25 protein-coding genes are annotated in these 22,496 nt (G+C 54.1%); 5 read left to right on the top strand and 20 right to left on the bottom strand.

What is annotated here, in order from left to right; all coding sequences use genetic code 11:
* The 6 genes from ACR0IU_RS21260 to ACR0IU_RS21235 form a co-directional block, all read right to left on the bottom strand.
* Positions 1-474 carry a c-type cytochrome gene (locus ACR0IU_RS21260; RefSeq protein ID WP_171724989.1) on the bottom strand — a complete coding sequence of 158 codons (474 nt, stop codon included), beginning with the start codon at positions 472-474 and terminating at the stop codon, positions 1-3.
* A complete protein-coding gene (locus ACR0IU_RS21255) occupies positions 474-1,844 on the bottom strand; it encodes a multicopper oxidase family protein (RefSeq protein ID WP_480717648.1) in 1,371 nt (456 codons plus the stop codon). Before ACR0IU_RS21255 ends, ACR0IU_RS21260 begins: the two co-directional genes overlap by 1 nt.
* 39 nt (positions 1,845-1,883) lie before the next feature.
* On the bottom strand, positions 1,884-2,783 hold the full coding sequence (locus ACR0IU_RS21250) for a c-type cytochrome (protein WP_170474423.1): 900 nt from the start codon (positions 2,781-2,783) through the stop codon (positions 1,884-1,886).
* Between the two features lie 9 nt (positions 2,784-2,792).
* On the bottom strand, positions 2,793-3,362 hold the full coding sequence (locus ACR0IU_RS21245) for a cytochrome c (protein ID WP_170474426.1): 570 nt from the start codon (positions 3,360-3,362) through the stop codon (positions 2,793-2,795).
* Between the two features lie 396 nt (positions 3,363-3,758).
* On the bottom strand, positions 3,759-4,208 hold the full coding sequence (locus tag ACR0IU_RS21240; RefSeq protein ID WP_170474429.1) for a c-type cytochrome: 450 nt from the start codon (positions 4,206-4,208) through the stop codon (positions 3,759-3,761).
* A 69-nt stretch (positions 4,209-4,277) separates the two neighbouring features.
* Positions 4,278-4,868: a L,D-transpeptidase gene (locus tag ACR0IU_RS21235; protein WP_170474431.1), complete on the bottom strand. Its 591-nt coding sequence runs from the start codon at positions 4,866-4,868 to the stop codon at positions 4,278-4,280.
* On the opposite strand from ACR0IU_RS21235, the gene ACR0IU_RS21230 reads away from it, so the two are divergent.
* Together ACR0IU_RS21230 and ACR0IU_RS21225 are read left to right on the top strand one after the other, a co-directional pair.
* On the top strand, positions 4,858-5,130 hold the full coding sequence (locus ACR0IU_RS21230; RefSeq protein ID WP_170474435.1) for a hypothetical protein: 273 nt from the start codon (positions 4,858-4,860) through the stop codon (positions 5,128-5,130). The genes ACR0IU_RS21235 and ACR0IU_RS21230 overlap by 11 nt on opposite strands.
* Before the next feature lie 92 nt (positions 5,131-5,222).
* The gene (locus ACR0IU_RS21225; protein ID WP_170474438.1) at positions 5,223-5,495 is read left to right on the top strand and encodes a hypothetical protein; all 273 of its coding nucleotides are present in this window, start codon (positions 5,223-5,225) and stop codon (positions 5,493-5,495) included.
* Between the two features lie 10 nt (positions 5,496-5,505).
* On the opposite strand, the gene ACR0IU_RS21220 is transcribed toward ACR0IU_RS21225, so the two are convergent.
* Positions 5,506-6,159 carry a L,D-transpeptidase gene (locus ACR0IU_RS21220; RefSeq protein ID WP_170717183.1) on the bottom strand — a complete coding sequence of 218 codons (654 nt, stop codon included), beginning with the start codon at positions 6,157-6,159 and terminating at the stop codon, positions 5,506-5,508.
* A gap of 838 nt (positions 6,160-6,997) precedes the next feature.
* On the bottom strand, positions 6,998-7,663 hold the full coding sequence (locus tag ACR0IU_RS21215) for a hypothetical protein (RefSeq protein WP_480717647.1): 666 nt from the start codon (positions 7,661-7,663) through the stop codon (positions 6,998-7,000).
* A gap of 520 nt (positions 7,664-8,183) precedes the next feature.
* Here ACR0IU_RS21215 and ACR0IU_RS21210 point away from each other — a divergent pair.
* A complete protein-coding gene (locus tag ACR0IU_RS21210; RefSeq protein WP_480717646.1) occupies positions 8,184-9,281 on the top strand; it encodes a tyrosine-type recombinase/integrase in 1,098 nt (365 codons plus the stop codon).
* A 378-nt stretch (positions 9,282-9,659) separates the two neighbouring features.
* Here ACR0IU_RS21210 and ACR0IU_RS21205 read toward each other — a convergent pair whose 3' ends face one another.
* On the bottom strand, positions 9,660-10,634 hold the full coding sequence (locus ACR0IU_RS21205; protein ID WP_480717645.1) for a ParB/RepB/Spo0J family partition protein: 975 nt from the start codon (positions 10,632-10,634) through the stop codon (positions 9,660-9,662).
* Positions 10,631-11,833: an AAA family ATPase gene (locus tag ACR0IU_RS21200; RefSeq protein ID WP_480717644.1), complete on the bottom strand. Its 1,203-nt coding sequence runs from the start codon at positions 11,831-11,833 to the stop codon at positions 10,631-10,633. The genes ACR0IU_RS21205 and ACR0IU_RS21200 overlap by 4 nt, the downstream gene beginning before the upstream one ends.
* 688 nt (positions 11,834-12,521) lie before the next feature.
* Here ACR0IU_RS21200 and ACR0IU_RS21195 point away from each other — a divergent pair.
* Positions 12,522-13,472, top strand: a complete 951-nt coding sequence (locus ACR0IU_RS21195; protein WP_480717643.1) for a RepB family plasmid replication initiator protein — start codon at positions 12,522-12,524, stop codon at positions 13,470-13,472.
* A 183-nt stretch (positions 13,473-13,655) separates the two neighbouring features.
* Here the strand turns inward: ACR0IU_RS21195 and ACR0IU_RS21190 are convergent, their stop codons facing one another.
* The 3 genes from ACR0IU_RS21190 to ACR0IU_RS21180 form a co-directional block, all read right to left on the bottom strand.
* Positions 13,656-14,585: a nucleotidyl transferase AbiEii/AbiGii toxin family protein gene (locus tag ACR0IU_RS21190; RefSeq protein ID WP_394444462.1), complete on the bottom strand. Its 930-nt coding sequence runs from the start codon at positions 14,583-14,585 to the stop codon at positions 13,656-13,658.
* On the bottom strand, positions 14,575-15,396 hold the full coding sequence (locus ACR0IU_RS21185) for a type IV toxin-antitoxin system AbiEi family antitoxin domain-containing protein (RefSeq protein WP_394444460.1): 822 nt from the start codon (positions 15,394-15,396) through the stop codon (positions 14,575-14,577). The genes ACR0IU_RS21190 and ACR0IU_RS21185 overlap by 11 nt, the downstream gene beginning before the upstream one ends.
* A 621-nt stretch (positions 15,397-16,017) precedes the next feature.
* Complete coding sequence (locus tag ACR0IU_RS21180) at positions 16,018-16,755, bottom strand: hypothetical protein (RefSeq protein WP_480717642.1); 738 nt, start codon at positions 16,753-16,755, stop codon at positions 16,018-16,020.
* Between the two features lie 121 nt (positions 16,756-16,876).
* Between ACR0IU_RS21180 and ACR0IU_RS21175 the strand changes: the two genes are divergently transcribed.
* Positions 16,877-17,560, top strand: a complete 684-nt coding sequence (locus ACR0IU_RS21175) for an IS6 family transposase (RefSeq protein WP_480717641.1) — start codon at positions 16,877-16,879, stop codon at positions 17,558-17,560.
* 48 nt (positions 17,561-17,608) lie between these two features.
* Here the strand turns inward: ACR0IU_RS21175 and ACR0IU_RS21170 are convergent, their stop codons facing one another.
* The 7 genes from ACR0IU_RS21170 to ACR0IU_RS21140 form a co-directional block, all read right to left on the bottom strand.
* Complete coding sequence (locus tag ACR0IU_RS21170; protein WP_480717640.1) at positions 17,609-18,121, bottom strand: type IV secretory system conjugative DNA transfer family protein; 513 nt, start codon at positions 18,119-18,121, stop codon at positions 17,609-17,611.
* Positions 18,114-18,272 carry a DUF4177 domain-containing protein gene (locus tag ACR0IU_RS21165; RefSeq protein ID WP_152460674.1) on the bottom strand — a complete coding sequence of 53 codons (159 nt, stop codon included), beginning with the start codon at positions 18,270-18,272 and terminating at the stop codon, positions 18,114-18,116. The genes ACR0IU_RS21170 and ACR0IU_RS21165 overlap by 8 nt, the downstream gene beginning before the upstream one ends.
* 12 nt (positions 18,273-18,284) lie before the next feature.
* Positions 18,285-19,298 carry an ATPase, T2SS/T4P/T4SS family gene (locus ACR0IU_RS21160; RefSeq protein WP_152460675.1) on the bottom strand — a complete coding sequence of 338 codons (1,014 nt, stop codon included), beginning with the start codon at positions 19,296-19,298 and terminating at the stop codon, positions 18,285-18,287.
* 205 nt (positions 19,299-19,503) lie between these two features.
* Complete coding sequence (locus ACR0IU_RS21155) at positions 19,504-20,337, bottom strand: TraB/TrbI/VirB10 family type IV secretion system protein (RefSeq protein WP_170575215.1); 834 nt, start codon at positions 20,335-20,337, stop codon at positions 19,504-19,506.
* Positions 20,338-20,348: 11 nt separating this feature from the next.
* Positions 20,349-21,029 carry a hypothetical protein gene (locus tag ACR0IU_RS21150; protein WP_152460677.1) on the bottom strand — a complete coding sequence of 227 codons (681 nt, stop codon included), beginning with the start codon at positions 21,027-21,029 and terminating at the stop codon, positions 20,349-20,351.
* Positions 21,029-21,844: a TrbG/VirB9 family P-type conjugative transfer protein gene (locus ACR0IU_RS21145; protein ID WP_152460678.1), complete on the bottom strand. Its 816-nt coding sequence runs from the start codon at positions 21,842-21,844 to the stop codon at positions 21,029-21,031. Before ACR0IU_RS21145 ends, ACR0IU_RS21150 begins: the two co-directional genes overlap by 1 nt.
* The gene (locus tag ACR0IU_RS21140; RefSeq protein ID WP_170624898.1) at positions 21,844-22,479 is read right to left on the bottom strand and encodes a VirB8 family type IV secretion system protein; all 636 of its coding nucleotides are present in this window, start codon (positions 22,477-22,479) and stop codon (positions 21,844-21,846) included. Before ACR0IU_RS21140 ends, ACR0IU_RS21145 begins: the two co-directional genes overlap by 1 nt.
* Positions 22,480-22,496 lie beyond the last annotated feature (17 nt).

The following is a 22,496-nucleotide window of genomic DNA, read 5'->3' as shown; positions in this document are numbered from 1 at the left end:
TCAGTTTCCTTCCGTTTGTTCTGCTTCGGTGCGTTGCTCTTGCAGCTTGCGTTCCCGATCCGGCCAACTCTCCTGGATGAAGGCGAGGATGTCCCAGATATCCTGATCCGACAGAGTGTCCCCGAAGCCTGGCATGCCGCTTTTGACGTCAGCGACACCCATCTGTTTCAAAGTTTGGTCCCCGCCAAACTTTGTATAGTCGAACAACAGCTTGTCGCCGTGATGCCAGGTATGCCCGGTTCGGTCATGCGGGGGCGCCCGCAAGACGCCATCCGGATCAGGTGTTTGCCAATCCTGCTGACCCTCCAAATTTGCCCCGTGGCATGACGCGCAGTTTTCGGCGTACAAAACTGCACCACGTGCCGAATCCGCTGATGCACTGTTCTGCGCACGCCCACTCAGGCCCCAGCCAGCGACCGCGACAATGATCACTACAGCAGCCAGTGACACCCATTTCGCCGAACTCTTGTTCATCATGCCACGCTCAGCCAGGTCTTCATACCAGCGGCCTGATGCGACAGCATATGGCAATGAAACAGCCAATCCCCCGGGTTATCCGCAACGAACGCAATCTCCCGCTTTTCTATCCGGTCAACCAGGATTGTGTCCCGCAGCGGCCCTAGGTTGCCGTTTGGCAGAACTTCCTGAAAGTGCGTCCCGTGCAAGTGCATAGCGTGCGGAAAGACGGTGTCGTTCTGCATCTGAATCCGGACTATGTCGCCACGCGAAACGGCAGCAAGGGGGTTTTCAGGTAACCCGGCGACACCGTTGAATGTCCAGATCTGCCCTTCCTGAACCAATTCATTGGTGCTCATGACCTGGCCGTTAAAAGTGCCTTGACGCAGTCCGCCCATCGCCCCGCCTTCCATCACTAATGGGATTGTCAAAGCGTCAGAAACATCTTCGAGAAAGGAAACAGGGTTGGGTGGCAGGGCTTCTATTGCACCGCGGTTTGCGGATGCACCGCTTCCCGAAACCGGGATTTCAGCAATGACAAACGATTCATCGCGTTCGTGAAGAGTTATTTGAACGGCTTCGTTCGATTCCGCTGTGACATCAACAATTAAGTCTGCTCGCTGTGCAGGCCCAAAAACAAGGGTTTCAAAATCCTCTGGCTGCCTTACAGGCATGCCATCATAAGCGACCAGTTTCCCGTTTGCGCCACCTACTGAGACATACATGATCCGATCAGTTGCCACGTTGACCATTCGAAGTCGCAAACGCTGGTTTGTCAGAACTTCTGTCATGGGCGATATGTGTGCGTGAACGTAGTTTCCCATTCGGCCTGCATGCGTCCAGTCATGCATCGCGCCGAAATCATCGACGATTTGGGCGTCCTGACCCAACCTCCAGTCATCCAGCAGGATCGTAATGTCATGATCCGTGTCCGGCGGGTCCATTTCGTCGACGATGAACGCGCCGTAAAGGCCCCTGGCCACTTGTTCCGTTGACTGGTTATGAGAGTGGTACCAGAAGGTTCCTGCATCCTTCAGAGGCAAGTCATACTGAAACTCGCCGCTTGTTGGTACAGCCTCCTGTGTAAGACCCGGCACCCCATCCATGTTGTTTGGAACCCGCAGTCCATGCCAATGGATTGCCGTAGGCTGAGGCAGTGAGTTCAGGAGTGTCCGGCGAACCGTTTCGCCCTGCCGGGCACGAATTTCGGGGCCCGGAACACCGCCATCATATCCCCATATCTCGGTTTCAGGATAGCTGTCGGGGGCAACACGTGCCAATCCTGAGCGCGCCTCGATTATTCGGGGGGCGGTAGCTGCCCTCCCGATAGTCGGCATTGCGATTAGTGCCGACGTGCCTGCAACGAATTGCCTGCGATTGAGCTTCATGAGGACTTCCCTCCAAAGAAAATTTGATCTCTCACTCGATTACCCTCCGTCGTGCACATCCAGCAGATAAGTCGCCATTGCCTTCCGGTCTTCGTCTGTCAGAAAGCTGGTGCCATAGTTTACGACCTCTCCCATGGCGCCGCCGAAGACATCGCCATCAGGCATGACGCCGGTGCGCAACGCGTAGGCCAAATCATCTACCGTCCAACCACGCTTTTCCAGGGTCTCAAGGTCGATGGCCGGCGCCTTGTCACCGCCGGGCAGGGAGTCACTTCCCTTGAAGTGTTCCGTGTCCGAATTTCTTGCGCCAGCCAGGTTCCTCCCGGTGTGGCAGGCCGCACAATGCGTGGCACCTTCGACCAGTAGCCGACCCCGGTTCCACACTTCGTCATTGCCCGGCACGGGATCAGTGCGGGGTGGTTCCAGAAAAGCCGCGCGCCACAGCTTCAGGCCCCATCTCTGATTGAATGGGAACGCCATTTCCTGCTCTTTTGACGGTTCCGCTACCGGTGCAACCGTTTGCCAGGCGGCCCAGAGATCGGCGATGTCCTGATCCGTGAAGTTGGCATAGAACGGATAAGGAAAGGCCGGGTAATAGGGTTCTCCGTCAGGCGACACACCCTGACGCACCGCGCGGGCAAATTCCTCGACCGTCCAATCACCGATCCCGTTGTCAGGATCTGTGGTCAGGTTCGGTGAATAGAGCGTGCCGAACGGGGTATCCAACTCCACCCCACCGGCCAAGGGCGCGCCCCCTTTGGCAAAATCTGTGTGGCACGCGATACAGCCACTTGCCCTTGCCAGATAAGCCCCGCGGTTAACGTCACCCTGAATGTCGAGAGCTTGTAAGGGCTGGCCAATCGGCCAAGCCATCACGGCGACAAGTCCCGCTGACGCCGTTACGGCGGCAGCAAGGCCCAATCGGAATATCGGTCTCATGACGCATTCCTATTCCGACCGAAATTGCGTGTGACATGCCGAGCATGTCTGGCTCAGCATCATGAACACACCATCTGCCGGCATTTCAGAAAGCTGTGCCTGGTTGGAACTGCCGCCCATCATTCCGGCACCCATCATAGAACCGCCACCCATCATGGATGCGCCGCCCATCATGCCCGAACCATGGCCCGATCCGGACTCCATCAACCCGTTGTCCGCCGCAAGCGCAAGGCCTTCAGAGTAGGTTGCCAATTGGCTGGCCAATTCTGCAAAGGATCCCCAATCCTGCCAGATCTCCGATTTCGCCTCCGAGGGTTTACCATCAGATCCCTCTGGAAACAGTTTTGTCATGCTCTCACCAGCGTGACGCCCGATCTTCTCGGCTTCGCTTCGCACGGTTTCCGCATTGTAAGGCGTTTTCCCCTGCATCATCGGCGTAAGGATCTTCATGCTGTCCTTCATCGCGGACATACCGTCCATGCGTTCTTTGACGATGCCGGTTGCGCCACCATGCGCCAAGGCGGCTGCCGCAATCAGAGAAACCAGGGCAACGCCAGTGGTCATTTTTAGAATTTTCATTGTTTTGTCCTTGTGGTCTGCTTCGACGCGCCCGCGTTGGGCGCAATTCGACTGGTCAGATCAGGACACGCGGTGGCGGTGGGTCAAACGCCGTGATGCCAAGAACCCGGTATTGGGCTCGCGGAATTGAAAGTCTTTTTTTCGCGCTAAGCGGAGAAGGCGGAGTCGGGCCGGTCAAGAACAGTCCGACAGCACCGCAAATCATTCCGCCATGGCAATGCCCGGGATGACCCTGCTTGATATGCTCTACATCGATTGAGTCAGTTTGAGCACTCACATGATGAGAGCTGCCACCGTGCGCATGAGCAGAGCCGGCCGTCACAAGGAACCCGCCAATGGTCAGCACCATTGACAGGATGATGTAACGAATTGCACTGCGCATTCGGCTTGTCACTTTCAGAAAATCCCGTTTTCCTGCTGTAACTCTCTGATGTACGCCACGATGCCTTTCACATCTGCGCGGGTCAACCCATCGACCGGAGGCATATTGCCAAACTTCCAATGGTGTGCCCGAACTCCATTCTGGACCGCGACAAAAAATGACTCGTCCGAATGGTGGCTTGGTTCATAGATCTTATGCACCAATGGTGGCGCGAGCCCTTCCAGACCAGTTGCATTCACGCCGTGGCACGCCGCACATTTGGCGTCGAATGCCACTTTACCGACGGCAGCAAATTCGCTCAGCTGCTCCGGTAAAGTGACGTTTTGGATTGGGTCTCCTGGCTCCAGCATCGACGTATCAGGTGGCGTCATCGAATGGCCAGTTGGTTGCTGATTGAGATTGTAGAAGATAGCGGCGGCACCTGCGATCGCTACTCCGCCTATCAAGAGTGTAAGTTTATCCATCTCAGTTTTTCACGTCGTTGTCAGTTGCCGAACTTTAGCACCTGTCCAGAGTAATCATCTTGACCAAGGTCAGATCAGTTTTACCTGCGTGCCCACAGTGGCCAATTCGAACAAGTCTGCGATCTGCTCGTTGTACAAGCCTATACAGCCGTTGGAGGATCTTCTCCCGATCTTGCGCGTGTCGTTGGTGCCGTGGATGCGGTAGTATTGCCAGCTCAAATAGAGCGCATGTGTCCCCAGAGGATTCTCAGGACCCGGGCCTACATAGTCAGGCCATGCGGGATTGCGCTCTTTCATTGCCGGCGTTGGTCGCCAAGATGGCCCTTCTACCTTGCGAATAACTTTGGTGTATCCCAGCCTTGTAAGGTCTTCCGTCAGCGGTACGCTGGTCGGATACAGCCGATAGACGCTTTCATCTTCTGACCAATATTGCAGAACCTTGGACTGTGTATCGGACAGGATCACCCCGTTTTTCAAGGTATCAAAGTGGTCCTGCCATTTAGCAACACGGAAAGACGACACATTGCGGCGCGTCCCCTCAGTTGCCGTTGATTGGGCCCAAACGGCCGGTGCTGGAAAAAGCGTCGTTGCAGCAAACGCGGCAATCACTCCGCGTCGCGTAACAACCATTCTTTCCTTGGTCTGCTTCATGCCTGCCATCCCAAACGATCTTTTTGTGGTTCGCGACTCAAAGTGCTCGTATGCCGGGTTCCCGCGCTGGAAGGTCAACAAGCAACAGGCTTTGCGTAAGGGATATTTCGTCTGGATTGTCGTTGCCGTCGGCACAGAGGCTTTGTTTTTCAAGGTGGCTTCACATCATCAAGCCATTGTGAAAAAGCAACATTTCTTCGGCATAACCCCATATTGCTTTGAGAAAAACTTGGCTTTTTTGTATCGGCCGAACACAAAAAAGCAACGCTAACAATCGCTTAGATCTTGGTGAATTGATGTGATCACCCACCGATGCGAAGGTATCAGATACTACAAAATGATAATCACAGTGGGCGAAATACCATGTCCTTGAAGAAAGCACTCCAAGCACTGGGCGTACTTTTGTTCGTCGGCGCTTGTTCCGAAACAACGTCAATATCTGCAGATAGCGAGCCCGGAACGCTTTCCCGAGTTCCTGACGCCGTTGCCCAGATTGCTGCTCCGGGCCAGGACCTGAACGCTGTGAAAATCATGCCCGAGGACGGTTGCTATTGGTATCGCTACGTTGGGCCGGTTGAAACGACCTACCTGCCACTCAGGACGATTGAAGGGCGCCCAATCTGTACGCGCGCCTGACAAGTACCTATCAGCTGGTCGCGGTCAGAAGCCGCTCGGGAGGGTAAAGATGCGCTGTGGCACCTGGCCGGACACGATCATACAGTCCGATGATATGTGGCATCGCCATTCTTACGCAGCCGGAACTTGCGCGACCTCCAATAGATCTTGGATAAGGCGTTCCGTGAATTCGCAAGTATGTGTCGCGACCACCTTCGTACAGATAAAACGCCCTTGATCCCAATGGGTTTGTCGGCCCACCGGGCACACCATCCGCAAATTGAGCATAGTCATCTGGGTCGCGTTCAATCATTTCGGCGGTGGGTGTCCAACGCGGCCATTTGGCCTTTCGCTTGATTGCGTAGACACCGGGCTCGTAAAGATTGCCTCGGGCAATGGCTACGCCGTAACGCATAGCCGTACCTCCGTCTTCGATGAAATACAGATATCGTGCCACCGCATCGACATGAATGTCACCGGGAACGAGTGGTCGATTGGTTTGCACACGCTGAGGCAGGAAACGTGGGTGTAACCCCCAAGGGTTGGATGTTGCGGGATCAAAGTTGGCTGGCGTTACTTGCGCATCCCACTCCGACCATTGCGTGGCCGCCGCCGACGACACTCCCAAAACCGGCTGAGAGATAATGGCGAGCGAAGTTGCAACAAAATGTCGTCTGGTCAGCATCTATCGCGCTCCTGATGCTTGATTTAATTTCCGGATCTTCCAGATGGGTGCGGACAATCAACTGCAAAACACAATATGTCCACTCAATTATTCGTTCGAATCCAATGGTATTTCTGTAACTTGCATTCAAGTTACATGTTAATCTGGGCACTTTACTCGCAATGCGCAGATTTTATTCCCGAAACGCTCGCGGATTTGAACACACCATGTATTTGAAGCAATTTTGAACCTTTAATCCCTCATAGAGGGCCTACAGACAACTGCCAGACATTCTCTCCAACGGCAGAATGGCTGTCCCATGTGCCGAAAGGAAACCGCGCCACACGGCAAGAATAAGTGCACGATTGATAGCGAAGTTGTGTCTGGAACAGAGCCCACGTTTCGAGATGAACAGGTTGCAGACCGAAACCAAGATCGCAGCGATTCTCCACAAACTCCGCACTCTACGTATGTGCTGCATCGCGCTTTCTCTTCGTTGCAATGCAAGTGTGAATTCTGGGCGCTATTGTTGTGCCGTCGATCTGTACGTTTCAGGTCTGCCATTGCGATTTCCAGCAGATCGGCATGGTAGGAAGAAAACCGGTCGGTGAACAGACCGTCCGTCAGGCCGTGGCGTCGCATCAGCCATTTGAGAATTTCAGCTCCCACCTGACCCCACGCATCGACTAGCTATATTGCGTTGGGATCAGGGTAAGGTATGCAGTGCCAGATTCGGGTGCATTGGCGGCCGCAACGTTGGGTACTGAGGGCACGATCTAACTGTACAAGGATCTTAATGGGCGCTGGCTTAGACGCGGATACACGGTGTCGTTCGTGATCCGCATGATAGTCATACTGTTCAACTCCGAATCGACTGAAAGCGGACTATCAGCGCAGCAACTCCGGTGAGAACTGCCACCGACACTGCCATCAATATCAGGGCTAGAATTGCAGGTCCGGCTTGCCTGGGTAGGCGGCGCTCCAATTGCGCCAGAGTTCCTAGGCCATGATTGATCTGGCTTTGAATAACTGTGAAATACAGAGGCAGCGCTCCAACTAAGGTGGCGTATAGATAAACACCCGAGATGTTCTCAAAATAGGCTGACCTCACCAGCGTTGGTCCGACCACCTGCAGTGCCACCGCGGGACTACCACCGAAGGATCCGAACCAGTCGGCGGACAGTGCATAGATCAGCGCATGCAGTGTGATGAACAGAATGGTCCGGAGCAGCAGATCAATCAGTATATACAACGTCGGCATGGGGCCCCTACCCCGCGCATTTGCACCAACAGCGAGAAGAAAAAAACTGAGATAGTTCACTGCAAACACTACAGGCAATCCGTTCGTGACTACTTGACGCACAAACCGACCGGATGCCGCATCGTTGTTCAGCAGGTGTGTTGCAAAGCCAGGTGTGAGCAAGACATAGATCAGCAACAAAGGGATCAGCGCAACCAAACTGACGATTAGAGTATTCCGCGCGAAGCGCCAGAAAGGCATGTCGATCGTGAAGTATCTATCCATTTCGCTCAGTTTGCCTCCGGGGCACCTCCACGTCGATACTCAAAGGGCTAACGCTGCAAGTTCTGCGATCGTCAACACTAATCCGGCGGCAACGAGATCTGTTCGATCGGGATGCGCGTAAGATTGAGTCCGCGCTCGACAACGAGAGATCGCCTAGTCTAGGGCAGAGTTACGTCGCCTTGAGGGATCACTGCAATGAATTGCGTCGAACACATCGTTTTTCAGCGGTTGAACAAACGGCGTTCCATTTTGGCACAGCAAGAAAGGTAGATTACGGACCATTTGCGTAAGCTGGCCCAGTGCCAAGTGAGCCGTACAACAAACTCTACACAGTCAATAACTGATTTAGCTCGACCCCTTTTGAGTGAGCGTCGAGCACTTAACGTATCGTGACGATATGTTCCTGGTTTTATCGTGTTTCAAACTGTCCAATCCACTTTGCGCGCAAAAAATATTACTTTTGCTCGTTACTCTTAAGGTGCTATCAAATCTCTATCACATTCGATAAGTCCCGCTTATCATGTTATTTGAAATCTGGCCCAAATTGACGCAGAATGGGTGCATGAAGCCCCCTGCCCCATACCTCCCCGCCACCGCCCCTGCCCTCTCGGACACAGACCAGGAGGCGCTCACTGATCTTTTTGTGCGCGGCACGCCGGCCAACACGCTGCGCGCCTATGAACGGGATCTGCTTTATGTGACGGCCTGGAAAACGGCGCGCTTCGGGTCGCCACTGGACTGGCCGGAATCTGAGGCCACGGCGCTGGCCTTCATTCTCGATCACGCCCGCGATCTGAATGACGCACCAGAAACGGATGTGGCGCGTGAAACCGCAGAAGCGCTGATTACTCGGGGGCTGCGCAAGTCCCTCGCCTGCCCTGCCCCCTCGACGCTGGACCGGCGCATCGCCTCCTGGCTTGCCTTTCATCGAATGAAGAACCTGACCAGCCCTTTCGGTGCGCCGCAGGTGAAACAGGCCCGCGCCAAGGCGCGTCGCGCCGCCGCCCGGCCCCCTGCCCCAAAGTCACAGCATCCAATTACCCGCGATGTGCTCGAGCAGTTGTTGTCCACCTGTCGGGGGTCCCGGAGGGATTGCCGCGATCGGGCGATCCTGATGCTGGGTTGGGCTTCTGGTGGTAGACGGCGCTCGGAGATCACCGGGTTGATGTTTGAAGACGTCTCGCTGAAGGAGTTCGACGAGAAAAGCCTGGTTTGGATTTCACTGCTGGAGACCAAGACGACAACCAAAGGTGAAACGCCGCGGCTGGTCCTGAAGGGACGCGCAGCCCAAGCGCTGGTGCATTGGATCGAGGTTGGACAGATTAAGAACGGACCACTGTTCAGACCAGTCTCAAAAGCGGATCGTGTGCTGAAACGTCGGCTTTCGCCCGACGCTATCTATCAGATCGTCAAACATCGCCTCCAGTTGGCCGGGCTGCCGGAGGACTTCGCCTCGCCGCACGGTCTGCGGTCCGGATTCCTAACCCAAGCCGCACTGGACGGCGCCCCAATCCAGGCTGCCATGCGCCTTTCGCTGCACCGCTCCATGGCCCAGGCGCAGAAGTACTATGACGACGTCGACATCGCAGAAAACCCGGCGACGGACCTGTTGGGGTAACCATTCGCCAAAAAAACCAACTCGCACCATAAGGCCGCCCTACTCCCTCCCAACTGCTCCGAACCCGAATATTCGCTGGCAAGAATTCGATTGCGCACTAGTTGGATCCATTTCTGAAGCGCGATCGCTCATCTGGCTTCTATTCAAGTTACGCAGATCAAATTCCAATCTTCAGCTATTGGACTTGTCGCGGATAAAAGCCTCTTCAATGGCTGAGGTAAATGTTTCGGTTGCGCCGGCAGATATGCAGCCAGTTCGAGTGGTTAAAACGACCTCTGAGTGAGGGGATTACCAAAATTGCCAATTGGCAACTTTTTTCGAAAGACCGACATTGCAGGGAAATTGCCAATTGGCAATTTCCGGTTTCGCTTCGGTAGATCAGTCTCGATCTGCGTCAAAATGCCTGTTCAAGAAGATCGAAAAGACCTCTTGCAGTTCATCTTTGCGTACGTCGGTCGGAAACTCCAACACGATCTTTTTGCCTTTGCGCTTGTATGTCATCGCAGGCTTTTCGGGTGACGATTGAAGAGTCACTGGATCTGCTTTTGTCGAAGCAGGAGGTTTCAACGCTGCCTTGAAGACATTCATGACCTGCACGCCGTCACGGCTGACCCCATCCGTCGCCATCTGCCTCGCAGCTTCTAACAGTTTCTCACGATCCTCGGGCCGACCCAGAAACGGTTTTAGCGTACGGGCGTGCAGTTCTTTGATCTCTCGGATCGAAGGGAATGCCTCAACGATCTCGTTCGGCAACTTGGCCAGTTGCAGATAACGTGAAAGCCAAGCCTCACTGACCTCTAGCCGTACGGCCATCGCCTTTTGCTTACCACCGTAGTAACGAGTCACAGCGTCTGCATAGTCACGAGCACGCTCATAGTCGGAGATATCTTCTCTGTCGCGGTTCTCGATATCGCCCAATCGAAAAGCTTCTTCATCGGTCAACTCTCGAACATCCACCAAGTAGCGAAACTGTGGATAGTTATTTGCGCGTAGCCAGTTGATTGCAAAATGCCGCCGTGCACCGCAAATCACTTCATACGGCTGATTTGGATCGCTTGTCTTGCGCACGATAGCTGGAAACTCTTGCCGACCCTGACTGCGGATTCCGTCAATCAAATCTCGACAGTTGTCCTCCGATAGTAGGTCATACGCCCGGTTATGTCGCTCCCACATACGGCATTCTCCGGGATCAACCCACCTCAGGGACTTCTCCTCGATATCCCCCGACATCCGTTCCGCAACCCTGTTAGAGCGGTTTAGAAAGCGAGCGCCAGCGCGTTCGGCTTTGGGGGCAGGGCCGCTATCGAGACCGCTTAGTACGTCATCGAAAATTGCGTCATGTTTCTTGCTCATAACACTCCCTCCTTGCGCAATGCAGCATGGTGACTGGGCCAGGTTTTGCGCATCAAAACTTCAACCTCGCGTCCCACCGCGTCCAGATATGCCCGACAGCGTTTGTGGGTTTCTGTACGAGCTGCTGGTCCCGTAATCTCGTACACCGTGCCCAAGTTCGCTGTGGCGTTATCAATCTCGGCGCTGTCTTTCAGAACACTGGCCAACATGTCTTGGGGAAAAACCGCGTCCATCATTCGTTTGATGGCTGCATGCGCAGATTTGTTGTCGTTCATCTTGGTGGCCAGAATCTTGACGAATGAATAATCACGAGCTCCGCCATGTTGGGCTAGTTCATTCAACGTTGCGCCCATCATCTTCAAAAAATGGGCAGTAGACCCAAAGTCAATATTATTCGGCGGGGCAGGGATCACCATCGCGTTTGCTGCTCGAAGCACTGAAAGAGAAATCATTCCCAGCGCAGGTGGCGGGTCCAGAAGGATTACGTCGAATTGATCGGCTATGGTGCTGATCCCATCTCGCAAACGGTCCAACACAAAAACTTGATCCCTGGCCATCCGAGCTGCGAATTCATACTCAGCGTCATAGAGACCGAGGTTTGCAGGGATGAGCGCAATGCCAGGCCAATACGTAGCGCGTAAAGCATAATGAAGCGTCTGCGGCCCACCATGCTGAAAGAATGGGTAAAGCGTATCTTCAGTCTCATCCACGTCAATGTCAGGATTCAGGCCAAAGATCGAAGTCGTTGAAGCTTGGCTGTCGCAATCGATAACGCAAACTCTATAGCCTTTAAGCGCAAGGAACTGGGCAAGATGGGTCGTTACCGTCGACTTTCCAACGCCACCTTTGAATGACTGAACTGACAAAACCAGTGTTGGATCATCTGTTGCACGATGAGGTAGTGTACCGAACACTTCCCGCATCCGGTTTATGTCAGACAGTGAGTACCCGGTCCTTCTTCCAGTGACTGGGTCTTTTTCCGGCTCAGGCAAGCGGCCGTCCGCTTCAGCATCACGGATTAACTTCTCTGATCGACCTACCATCTCGGCAGCGGAGCGAACATTAAAATTTAGGTTTAGCGTTTTCTCAGTATCGGGGGAGAATACTCGATCGCGCAATCGCTCCATCACGGTACTTGCACGATCAGATAGTTGCTCAATCTCATCCAGCCCAACAGGAGGCAAGGGGGAGGTGGTCATAGGTTTTGTCCTGTAGAAATCTGCCTTTCGTGAATCATGCCCGGAATGGTGAATCGGCTCAAGTGTGGTTTTTGAGGCAGATCACGTAAAAAATGGGAAATTCGAAGGCAAAGGCCACAGGAGCGGAAATTGGAGGTAACCGGAGGTCATTAGTAACAACATTCTAACTCAGAACATCTAATACGGGTGAAGTTGATGTCTGACGATGTTGCCTGGTACCAATCCCCCAAAAAACCAAATATAAAAAACAATCTTGTTCAAGATTCTTGGATTCAATTGTTCATACGAGTGGTATTGCTTTAAAATCAATGCTTTGTGGTATGTTTCCCTTACATATCGGGCGCAAATCCTTACAGATTGGGGTGCTTTGCCTTACGTTTCGGATGGTTAAAGCTTACATTTCGGGACGGGCCTAAATCCTACTTTTGGGGACGGGTGAGTTGATTCGAAAAACCCTTGTTTTATTGGGGTTTGTGAGACTTCCTTCGAATCACGCGAGACTCGATGCTGATTCGAAAAATTACAGATTGGGTGCTGGACCGAGACAACAGTGATGTCTATGCTTACATCATACGCCATACAAAAGTAATAATTAGGTGTTGGGCAGTACATGTCAAAAAAACCATACCGCACTTTGGACGCACGGCCAAATTCTGAAAGCCTGGTCAAGCCTGGTGAGCTTGTAGACGTGATTGAGGTAACACCGCTGACGCTTAACGATCGGCGGATTTACAATCAGCTTTTGGAAAACGCTTGGGATGCGATCGACAAGCCTGTCAGCCATGTTATCCAGAAATCCATGCTGCGTGGGTCGCATAATTCGAACGACAGGGTAGGGGAGTCTATTGAGCGATTGATGTCCGCCATTGTGAAAGTGGAAGTTGTATGGGATGGCGAACCTGCGGTCGAGCGGGTCCAGTTGTTGGGTGGCAACGTGGAAACAGTGCGAAGCGACGGGCTAATTGAATACGAGATCCCAGCGCGGTTGCGCAAAATTATTTCCAATTCGACAGTTTTTGCCCGTTTACAGCGCGAGATCATGTTCGCACTGAGTTCGAAATATGCGCTGACGTTGTATGAGATCGTACAGAAGCGCGGCAATCTGCGCTGGCGCTCATCCGAGAATTTTTCCGTCGATGATCTGCGCGGCATTCTAGGTGTACCAAAGGGTAAGCTAACCAACTGGAGCAACCTGAAGCTACGCGCGATCGAACCTGCAATTGCTGAAGTCAATGCGCTGTCGGATTACATGGTGGCGATCGATCCGATAAAGACCGGGCGCCGTGTGACTCACGTCGAAATGCGCTGGTGGAAAAAGGACGGAGAAGGGCAGGGGGCTGCGGAACGTGCTCTAAAATTTTCGTCCGTTGGACGTAAGGCAAAAGCACAAGAACAGGAAGAAAACGTTCAAGTGCCTGTTGCTCCAAGCATCAAGCCGCGTCCGGCCTGGCTAGAAAAAAGAGGTGACGCCTTAAAGACCGAAACCTACGAAACTGCTCGTCTGCGCCATCCGGGGTATGACATCTACTACATTGAGGGCCAATGGCGTGACTGGTCTGCAGGAATGGAACCACCCAAAGATCCCGACCGTGCATTTCTCGCGTACATTCGGAAATTCGCTGAAGCCAACCCAATTTGACTTCCTTACGGCTTACCTACCGATTGACGATTCTTGACATGATGGCAGGTGGCTCCCATGACGGAGAAGAATGAGCCCCCTGAATCGTAATGGGATGTTCGAATTTCTCGGCATTATTCGCAGTGACAATAAGCGGCGCGGAAATGTCCCCGCGCTTTCAATTGGTCGGACTCTGAATTTAAATCAGTCGAAGAGGCGACCTAGGAGTTTCTCGAGTTCTTGCCTTTGCTCGACGTGCTTTTTCGGGTTGTCCCGAATCAGGCGCTCCAGATTGAGAAGCTTCCAACGCACGGCGGGAAGATTGGTGGCTTGCGGTCGATCTATTACGGCGAAATCCGGCGCGCCATCCTGCAGACTGAGCAAGAATTGTCTGGTGGGTTTGTCGAAGCGAGATTGGATATCCGCAATCAGTTGGTTGCGCGTCGTTAGTAGGTCATCCAGGCCGACGGCTGACTTAGTCATGCCCTCGAACTCACGCACATAAGGTTGATCTAGGGCGATCAGGTTGGGATTCAGTAATTCGTGTGCCGGACGTGCCGAACAGGCGATGTAGATCAGGAAAGTCCGGAACAGATCATCCGTCAGTCCTTCGTGTTCGTAGAGCAGCTTTACATCATAAAGATCGCGTGGATGTTGGCGATCCACGGCTGCGTGGAGCTTACCGCCGAACAAATCTTCGAATGAGACGATCTGCATTTCTGCATAGCCAAACGCGTCTGCTACGGCGTCGGAGATCGCCCGGGTTTCGGGGTCATGAACAACGCCGCGTGTGACAGGCGAGGTCTCGATTTTGACTTCTGCACCTTCCAGACGCGCAAGCACGCGGGTGGCGCCGCCCCCACCTCCTTTTATTCTTTGAGCCTTCGCCCCGCTGATACCCTTTTCGATCGACTTAGCGATACGATCCATGGCTTCGTTGATCTCGGCGAGGCTCTGTTCACGCTCTTTGATCGGCAGATATGTCAGGTCGATATCAACCGAGAGTCGCGGTAGATCGCGATAGAAGAGGTTGATTGCTGTCCCGCCCTTGAGCGCGAATATCTCTTCCTTCGCGACGTAAGGCAATACACGCACGAGAAGGGCGACCTGGGATTCATAATTCCTACGCGCCATTTTCTGCCCCTGTCGTGACGAACTCTTCGGGTACCATGATGCGATATCGCGGATGTATCCGACCCCCTTCGACCAATGCTCGATCCCCCGTCCCGAGGTTGAAGGCGTCAGCATCAAGTCGTTTGCGCCAGGGGTGATTGTGGCGATCCGCAAAAACAAAGAAGAGGCGCTTGACCTTTATTTTCTTGCAGCTCAGCAAGAGCGCTGAGAGCAACTTAGGTCGTAGCGTCGTCAAGCCCTCGAACACCATGTCGAGGTTGTGAAAACTCTCATGGTCCGGCAATTCGTCCATGGCTTCCATGACCGCCCGTTCGGGGGCCGACATGCGCAGTTGCCAGTCCCACGGGAGGGAGTTTTCAGATTTTATGTCGTCATTTGTAACGCCAAGTGCCTGGTCAGCGAACAGCGACGTATTGCGCGTTTCTATAGGCGCATTGAGTGGCAGCTTCGTGAGCCAGTTGGGTATTTTGAAGCCATAGATCCAGACGGGGGCGTTGTTGCCCAAACGCAAGTAGTGGTCGTAGCCCTGTTGTGAGAGAGCGGTTTTGCCACCGACATGAATATCATAGCCCATGATATGTTGCATCGAGATCAGGCAGGCCTTCCAGTCAACGGTGTTTGATGCGGGCGGATTGGGAACAGGTCGGCGGAAAACGCCGCGGTGAACGCGTTCGAGCCAGCCCCGTTTTACATAGTCGCGAAAGGTTTCGTAGGCTATGCCATGGGCGGTGAGCCAGTTGGCATCGACGAGATATCCCGCGGGCACTGAGTCGAGAACTTTCTTCAGATTTTGCGATCTTTCAGCGTTCATGACACCCTAAATCATATAATTTAAAAGAAAAGGCAAGAGGTTCTCTTTGAAAAGTACATCTTTAAAGCGTCTATAGCGCTGAAAGTAACACATTATTAAAAACACAGCGCCACGCGGAAACCCATCGGAATACCCGGGATAAATGGAAGATTCCGGCGTCAAGGGCGGGAAGCGGAAGTTCGCTGCAGCCGCGAGCAAACCTGGCTGCAATGATCGAAGCCGCCATTCAATCGGCGCAATTTCCGGGCTCTGTTCTGCACCGCCGCAGGGCGGCTCCGAGCCCGAAGCGGAGGTGCTATTGGTTCGCCTTTCGCAAATGCAGCGAACTTTTTGCCAAATCCAATGACTTCGCCGCAAAATAAAAGAGGTCATTCATTCACAGCGCAAAGAACTTTGGGGCACCGATGTCGGATACTCGGACAAAAGGGCTGAACGGATCACTGCTAAGAGTTTATTCGATCGGCCGTTTTGAGAATGCGCTAAACGTTGAAAATATCCGCCAGTTTCGCTCTGTCTGAGACGGGGCGGCGACAGGAAGAGCACCGCCCCGGAACCACCGGGCGTATCAGGGGGAGGGGCAGTGCCCGGCGGTGATCTGTAAGACTTGCAGGTGCGTGTTCGCTATTTGACCGGAACGACCTTAACCTCTGAGGTAATTCGGGCCACGTAATCCGTGATAGCTTCGGCACTTTCCGGTTGATAGAGGCGGATGACCTGCGTCCAGCCGGGTTGCACGTCGATGTTGTTTGGCTGTCCCGGGCAATTGTAACGGAAGGTGACTGAGCCGTCCGCGTTCTCCTTTGCCGCTCGATTGTTCAGAGCAAAGTTCTCTTCGACGATCCAGCTTTCTGCACTGTAGGTCGTCACCGAGAAAAACGCACCATCGTCAAACTTCAGAGGTGGGCGTGGCAGCGACATTTCGGAACACGCACCTTCCGCCGACGCGCCCTCAGGAACGATGGTAGAGATGTAAACCGCATCCTTGTAAGGCAAGCCGCCCCAACCTACGGCCGTCGCAATAAGGAACATTTCCGGATCCACATCCTCCGGGCGGCCGAAGAACAGCTCCGGCTTGTTTGCTTCTCCTGCCCGCGTGACCAGCGAGGCCCTGACGGCATCGAGGCTTTCGGTATCGAACCCTTTGGGCGAATAGGGCTCTGCCGAAGCAGACTCGACCATAAAGCCATCCTGATGCGCGTGCGCCTCTGCAAGTCCGGCCTCATCCGTGGATTTCAACCCTGTCCGCATGTTGAGAAACACGTAGCGTCCTGTGGTCAGGTCTTCTGGTGTCAACGTAACGCTCTCTCCGGCGTAGAGCACGTGAAGAGTATAGTGCGCCTCGTCGATGATTTGGATCATCGACAGGTAATCCCATTCAGGATTGGTGATCGGGTTGTGTCGCAAATTTTGAACGGAGATTGACGAGCACTCAGGTTTCGCAGTCTCTTCCCGTCGAATAGTTTTCGAACAGGTTTTAAGTATGATTTCTCTGAAAGGCTGCCACTTTCCCAAGGATGCAGTTCTTTACGCTGTGTATTTCTATTTGCGGTACACAGTGTCGTATCGTGATTTGGAAGAGATCATGGCCGAACGCGGCGTGCAGGTGGACCACGCCACTCTCAACAGGTGGGTCGTTAAGTATTCGTCGATGATCGCCGCGAGCGCGCAATCGAAGAAGCGACCAACGCTGAGTTCCTGGCGCATGGACGAAACCTATCTCCGTGTGCGCGGCAAGTGGATGTATCTTTATCGAGCAGTCGACAAAGCGGGAAACACCCTTGATTTCATGTTGTCTGAGCGACGAAATCGTCCAGCAGCCACCAGGTTCTTTGCCAAAGCAATGTCGTCAAACGGGATCCCAAACAAAATCGTCATCGACAAAAGTGGCGCAAATGCAGCTGGCATTCGAGAAGTGAACAGGATCCTGAAGCGGTTCGGCTGCCCAGCCAAAGTACAGACGATTAGGTCCAAATTTTTGAACAACATGATCGAACAGGACCATCGGTTCATAAAGCGGCGTGTTCGGCACATGTGTGGGTTTAAGTCGTTCGAATCCGCTTCCGCCACTTTGGACGGCATCGAGGTCGCCAACATGATCCGGAAGCGGCAATTCTCTAGTGATACGACTTCCGGCTTTCGGATGTTTGCTGAGATCGCAGGATAACTGCGTCTAGCATATCGCTGGCTTTGGTCGTTCAAAAAGTTTGCGACACTACCCATTCGGGATCACAAAGCCGCTGGTTTTGCCCGAACCAGACGGGGCAATGAACATCGCGTGCGGCTTTTGGACACCGGGGCCGGGCTTATAGTAGATCGCGTTTTTGTCCTTTGGCTCACCAAATTTGGCAAACACGATTTCACTATCCAATTTGTCTTTGAGCTTCAGAACCGACGCATAGCCTTCCTGGACGAGCTGAGGGGCCTTTGCAAAGGTCGCATCACCGTATTTCGTTGAGGGACCACGCAGCGCAGCCGCCACAAATGCAAAGGTCAAAACACCCACTGCGACCACCGCCACCAGACCCATGATCTGCTGCGTCTCTGCAGGCTGTGCCATGAACTTCTCTGGGATCGCCCAGATGTCCAGCCCGCGAAAGCCTCTGGTGTTGATGTATTCGAGAGCCAGCCCGACCACCAACACCGCGCAAGCCGAGGTAGCGATAAAGCCCATAGTACCGGCTATCGCGACCTTCTTGCCTTTGGGTAGATCCTGAAACTCAGCCATCGGTCAGCTCGCGTTTGAAGAAGCACACGATGCCAAACTCGGCAGGTACGACGCCGACCATTTCCCAACCGTCTTGCCCGAGCTTCGCAAACTTCTCGCCTGCATTTTCCTCTACCCGCATCAAGACATTACGATACTCAAATTTTTTCATTCTATTTCTCCTTCAGATAAGTTGATCAGCGGTCATCAGGGGTGGGAAGATCACTCCGTTGACCTTCCGTTCGTCACCGATTTTCTTCATGTGAACGATCATGTGAATGGTGGCCCGGATGTCATCGACCACTTCTGACTTTTGAACGGTCGGAGATCCGCGACGCACCATCTTGCTCATACGTCCAATGGCATCTACTGGTGAGTTGGCGTGCATGGTACAAACAGAACCATCGTGGCCGGTGTTCACCAGTTCCAGGAACATATTTGCGTCGTCGCCCCGAATTTCACCGCAGACGAGGCGGTCAGGCCGTAACCTCAGCGCCGATTCCAGCAGCTTTGTTGGTGATCGAGGGCCATCTTCTTCGGAACGGTCAGCAAGTAGATCGACAGAATTGGGTTGCTCGATGTCCAGCTCGGCCACTTCTTCAATCGTCACGATCCGTTCGCCAGGATCGACGCGCTTCAGCATTGCATTGAGAACAGTGGTTTTGCCAGACGAGGTGCCCCCGGCAATGATCACGTTCCATTTGCTTAGCATCGCAAGGTCGGCCAGCTCGTCAAAGTTCATTGTTCCGGCAGCGAGAGCAGCCCGAGCCTTTTCAAGCGCGCTGTGATCATTGTTTTCTGCCAACGCCGCCTCTTTGCTGGCGAAGCTGAACGCGCCCAGATCGACGGTTTTCACGCGGAGCAGGCGGATCGCCACGGACCCCACGCCGGTTGTTGCTGGCGGAATCACAACCTGCACCCGCGCTTTACCCTGCTGTGTCGGCACGTTGGCCGTCGCAATCGGCTTCTTTTCTCCGAATGTCACATCGCTGAATCCGGCCACGCAGCGCCCGATGTTTTCCACATCATCTCTGTTCAGAGTAATGTCTGTCCTGGTCATGTGTGTTGTGCCCATTTCTTCGACCCAGACCGATCCGTCAGGATTCACAGAAATTTCGCTCAGGCTTTCATCGTGCAACAGATGCTCGATCTTGCCTGTATAGTATTCCAGAAGGCTATTGCCGTTCCGCCCGCTCATGTTCTTGTCCTTGGTAGAGCACTTTTTTGAACACTGGAGGTTGCCTTCGCTGCATCTCGGCTTTGCCTCGAACACGAAGGCATCCACATAAGATTCATTGCTTCCAAAAAGTGCTGAATTTGCTTCAAAAAAGGCCGCTACCGCACTCGATCATGCTGGCAGCGGCCGGAAAGACTGCTGAGGCGGTCGGCTCATTGGCTCGCGCTCAGAAGCTATCGAACACAACGTCGCGCTGCAGGATGGCGTTGATGCGACTGCCCTGATCGACAAAGACTGTCGGAGTAATGCGCAGGTATTCATCAAGCGCCGCTGCCGTAGCGTTCTGCAGGTTAGACCCCACTTGCGTTGCCAGATCAGTGCGAACCGAGTTGTTGCTATCGTTGTCAGAGACCAGTGCCACCGGCGCAATGCCGATGATGGACAACAGCGCTGCAGTTCCGAACCGTTTCCCAAAGTGTGTGTTCACCCTGCCGGTCGCACCAGTCCGGCCTTGACCGTCCGTACCAGCCGATCCGACCTGAGTTGACAGGCCGTCAGGCGTGATGACACGGCTCCAAACGATCATGATGCGCGTTTGCGCCAATGTCGTGTCCGCTCGATACTCGCCAAAGAGCTTCGATCCGCGCGGCAGAAGCAAACGCGTGCCGTCCATCGAGTAGACGCCACGTGTAATCGTCGCCACGACACTGCCGGGCAACTCCGAGCTGACCGCGCCACCGAACACAGCCGACAAAACCGTGCCTTGCGTCAGGGTGCGCGACGGATCGTCAATGATCGAGGCCCCGACGATGGGGGGATATTCTTCGACCAGATTGTTTTGCCATGTCGTGTTTTGGTTTTCCTGATAGCCGCGTTGATCTTCAGGCAGGCGGGTGTCGTCTGGCTGGACTTGAACCGGCTGCGGCGCTGCAGGGAAGGGTTGGAAAATGACCGGCTGCGATCCACCATTGATCGGCTGGTAGTTTTGACCGGGTGCGTCCTGTGCCATCGCGCTTGAGGCCAACGTGACCAGGGCGAGGGTGAGTGCTGTTCTGTTCATCGTCAGCTCCATCAGTTTCTGCCGTATGGGTTTTCATCGAACACAATGCCGTCCGACTGGTTCTGCCGCTGGCGCATCTTCTTCAGTTCTTCGAGTCTGCGCCGCTCGTCATCGGTCAGACCTTGCGCCTGAAGGTGGCTTACGCTGGCAAGTGCCCGGGCCTCCGCATCTGCGATGGCCTGGGCAAGTTCCGTCTGGAACTTCTTCTCTCGCTCATCATATCTGACCTGAAGGCGTTCATTGGTCAGGTTCAGCGTTGCGATTTCACCGTCTTTTTCGGACAGCGAAACTTTGGCGTCCGTCAGCTCGTCTTGCAGATCGGAAATCCGACCGTTCTGTTGCTCGATAGTTTTCAAGGCTTGTTTCAGCCCTTCGGAATCGACCTGCGGCACTGTTGCCGGTGTTGCCACCTCAATTTCCTCGGGCAAAGCCTCTGGTTCCGGCTCATCGGCCTCTGGTCCCCGTGCGGTCAAAAGCCCGTATCGCTCGCCACCACCTTGTTGCAAAGCGTCAACGCGGACACCCGTGTTCGTGCTTTTGTTTTCATGGCCCATGACAAACCATACAAAGCCCAGGAACACCGCTCCTGCGATCGCAACGGTTATCAGCTTCTTTGGGTCGAACTTCTTCCGGACACGTTGCGACGGCTGTTCAGCCGCCGCCCGTGCCGCAATTGTCTGATTGCGATCCATTACTTGCTGCCCCCCGGTTTAACTGTCTGTGAAGTAACGGGCCTGCCCGTTGCACTCGCCTGCTGAAACGCGTCGCCATCGTTTCGTACACAGATCGAAGTGTCTTCGATGCGCAGTGTCCAAAGGTCGGAAAGGCCCTGCACCTGGATAATGCCGCGCTCTTTGACTGTGGTGTTCACCATCAGCTCGCGGCCATCAGGCAGGACACGGAAAATCCCCGGCAACTCCGCATCCTGCGGGATTTGCATATAGGTGTGAACGCCATCATCCCACACGGCGGTGGGCGCAAAGTCCGCTTTGCCCGAGCGCGAATAGTTCTGGTTCACAAACCGGCCAGTTGGCTTCGGCTCGCTCCGAGCGACTGTGCCGCGACGCGTTGTGGTCCCGCCGCTGTTGTTTTTGTTGTAGAACGTGACCCGAAATGGAACACGTTTGCGTTCGGCGGCGCTCTCGGCCGGAACCAGATAGAAGTTGTATGTCCCGCGATTGGTCAGGACGGTCAGGTTTGAATCCGAGTTCAGGATTTCTGGCTTGAACGCAATAACGCGACCTTCCTGCAGGCGGGTGATCTGAAAACTCTCAGTGTCGCCCGCGCCAATGCTGCGGACGGTCTCGCCCTGCGGAAAGTGAACATAGGTAATCAGGCGTTCACCTACAGTGATGCGGTACACCTGGTTCTCGACGTAATGGAAATGCGTGATGCGATGATCCGCATTCTTTCCGTCTGGCGTCGGTGTGATTTCAGCGAGCAGAGGCGTAGAGAATGCCAAAACTGCTGCGGCGGTGGCGGTGAGTGTTTTGAAAGAACGCTGCATCAGACCTTCCCTATGGCGTCTACGCGGTAGTTGGTGACGACGAAGCCGAACGGATTTTCCAGAAGCTCATCCATCGACGTCACGATTTTTTCCTCAAACCCGTAGGTCACAGTGACCACGTAGCGGGCTGAGGCCGTTGCTTGGTTTGGCACGATCAGGGACTTGCGGATCTCGACCTGCACCGTCTCATCGTTGACCGGCGAGACGCCCAGAATTTCGGTCTGCACCTTTGTCTTGGGCGTATAGATTTCGTCAGGATGGTTGTCGTTCGAACCGTCCCACAGTTCGCGGTAGGACGTTTCGGCCAGCTCATCAGAACGACGCAGCACCGATTTCAGGCGCTCGTTGTTGTCCTGGACATCATAGGTTTCCCGGTCGCGCACATAATTTGCGACTTCACGGAAGGCCATCGCCTCAGAAGGTTCCAGTTCTTCGACTTTTTCAGTCAGCAGGACCGGCAGTTTCGTGTCCGGATCAATGGAGAATGGCACCGCGCGGATTTCCTTCAGGGGAAGGAGCATCGCCCAGCCAATCATAGAGGCCACGCCCATTGCCATGCCGACCATGCCGAATACCTGCCATTTGAAGGCATCGCGGCGTGCGCCCAGAAAGAGTTCTTTTTCGTGATCTGTCACGTGTGACATTTGCTCTG

This window comes from Ruegeria sp. CL5 (assembly GCF_056536485.1).
The sequence above is the reverse complement of the archived record's forward strand: the minus strand, read 5'-3'. Positions and strand labels throughout refer to the sequence as shown.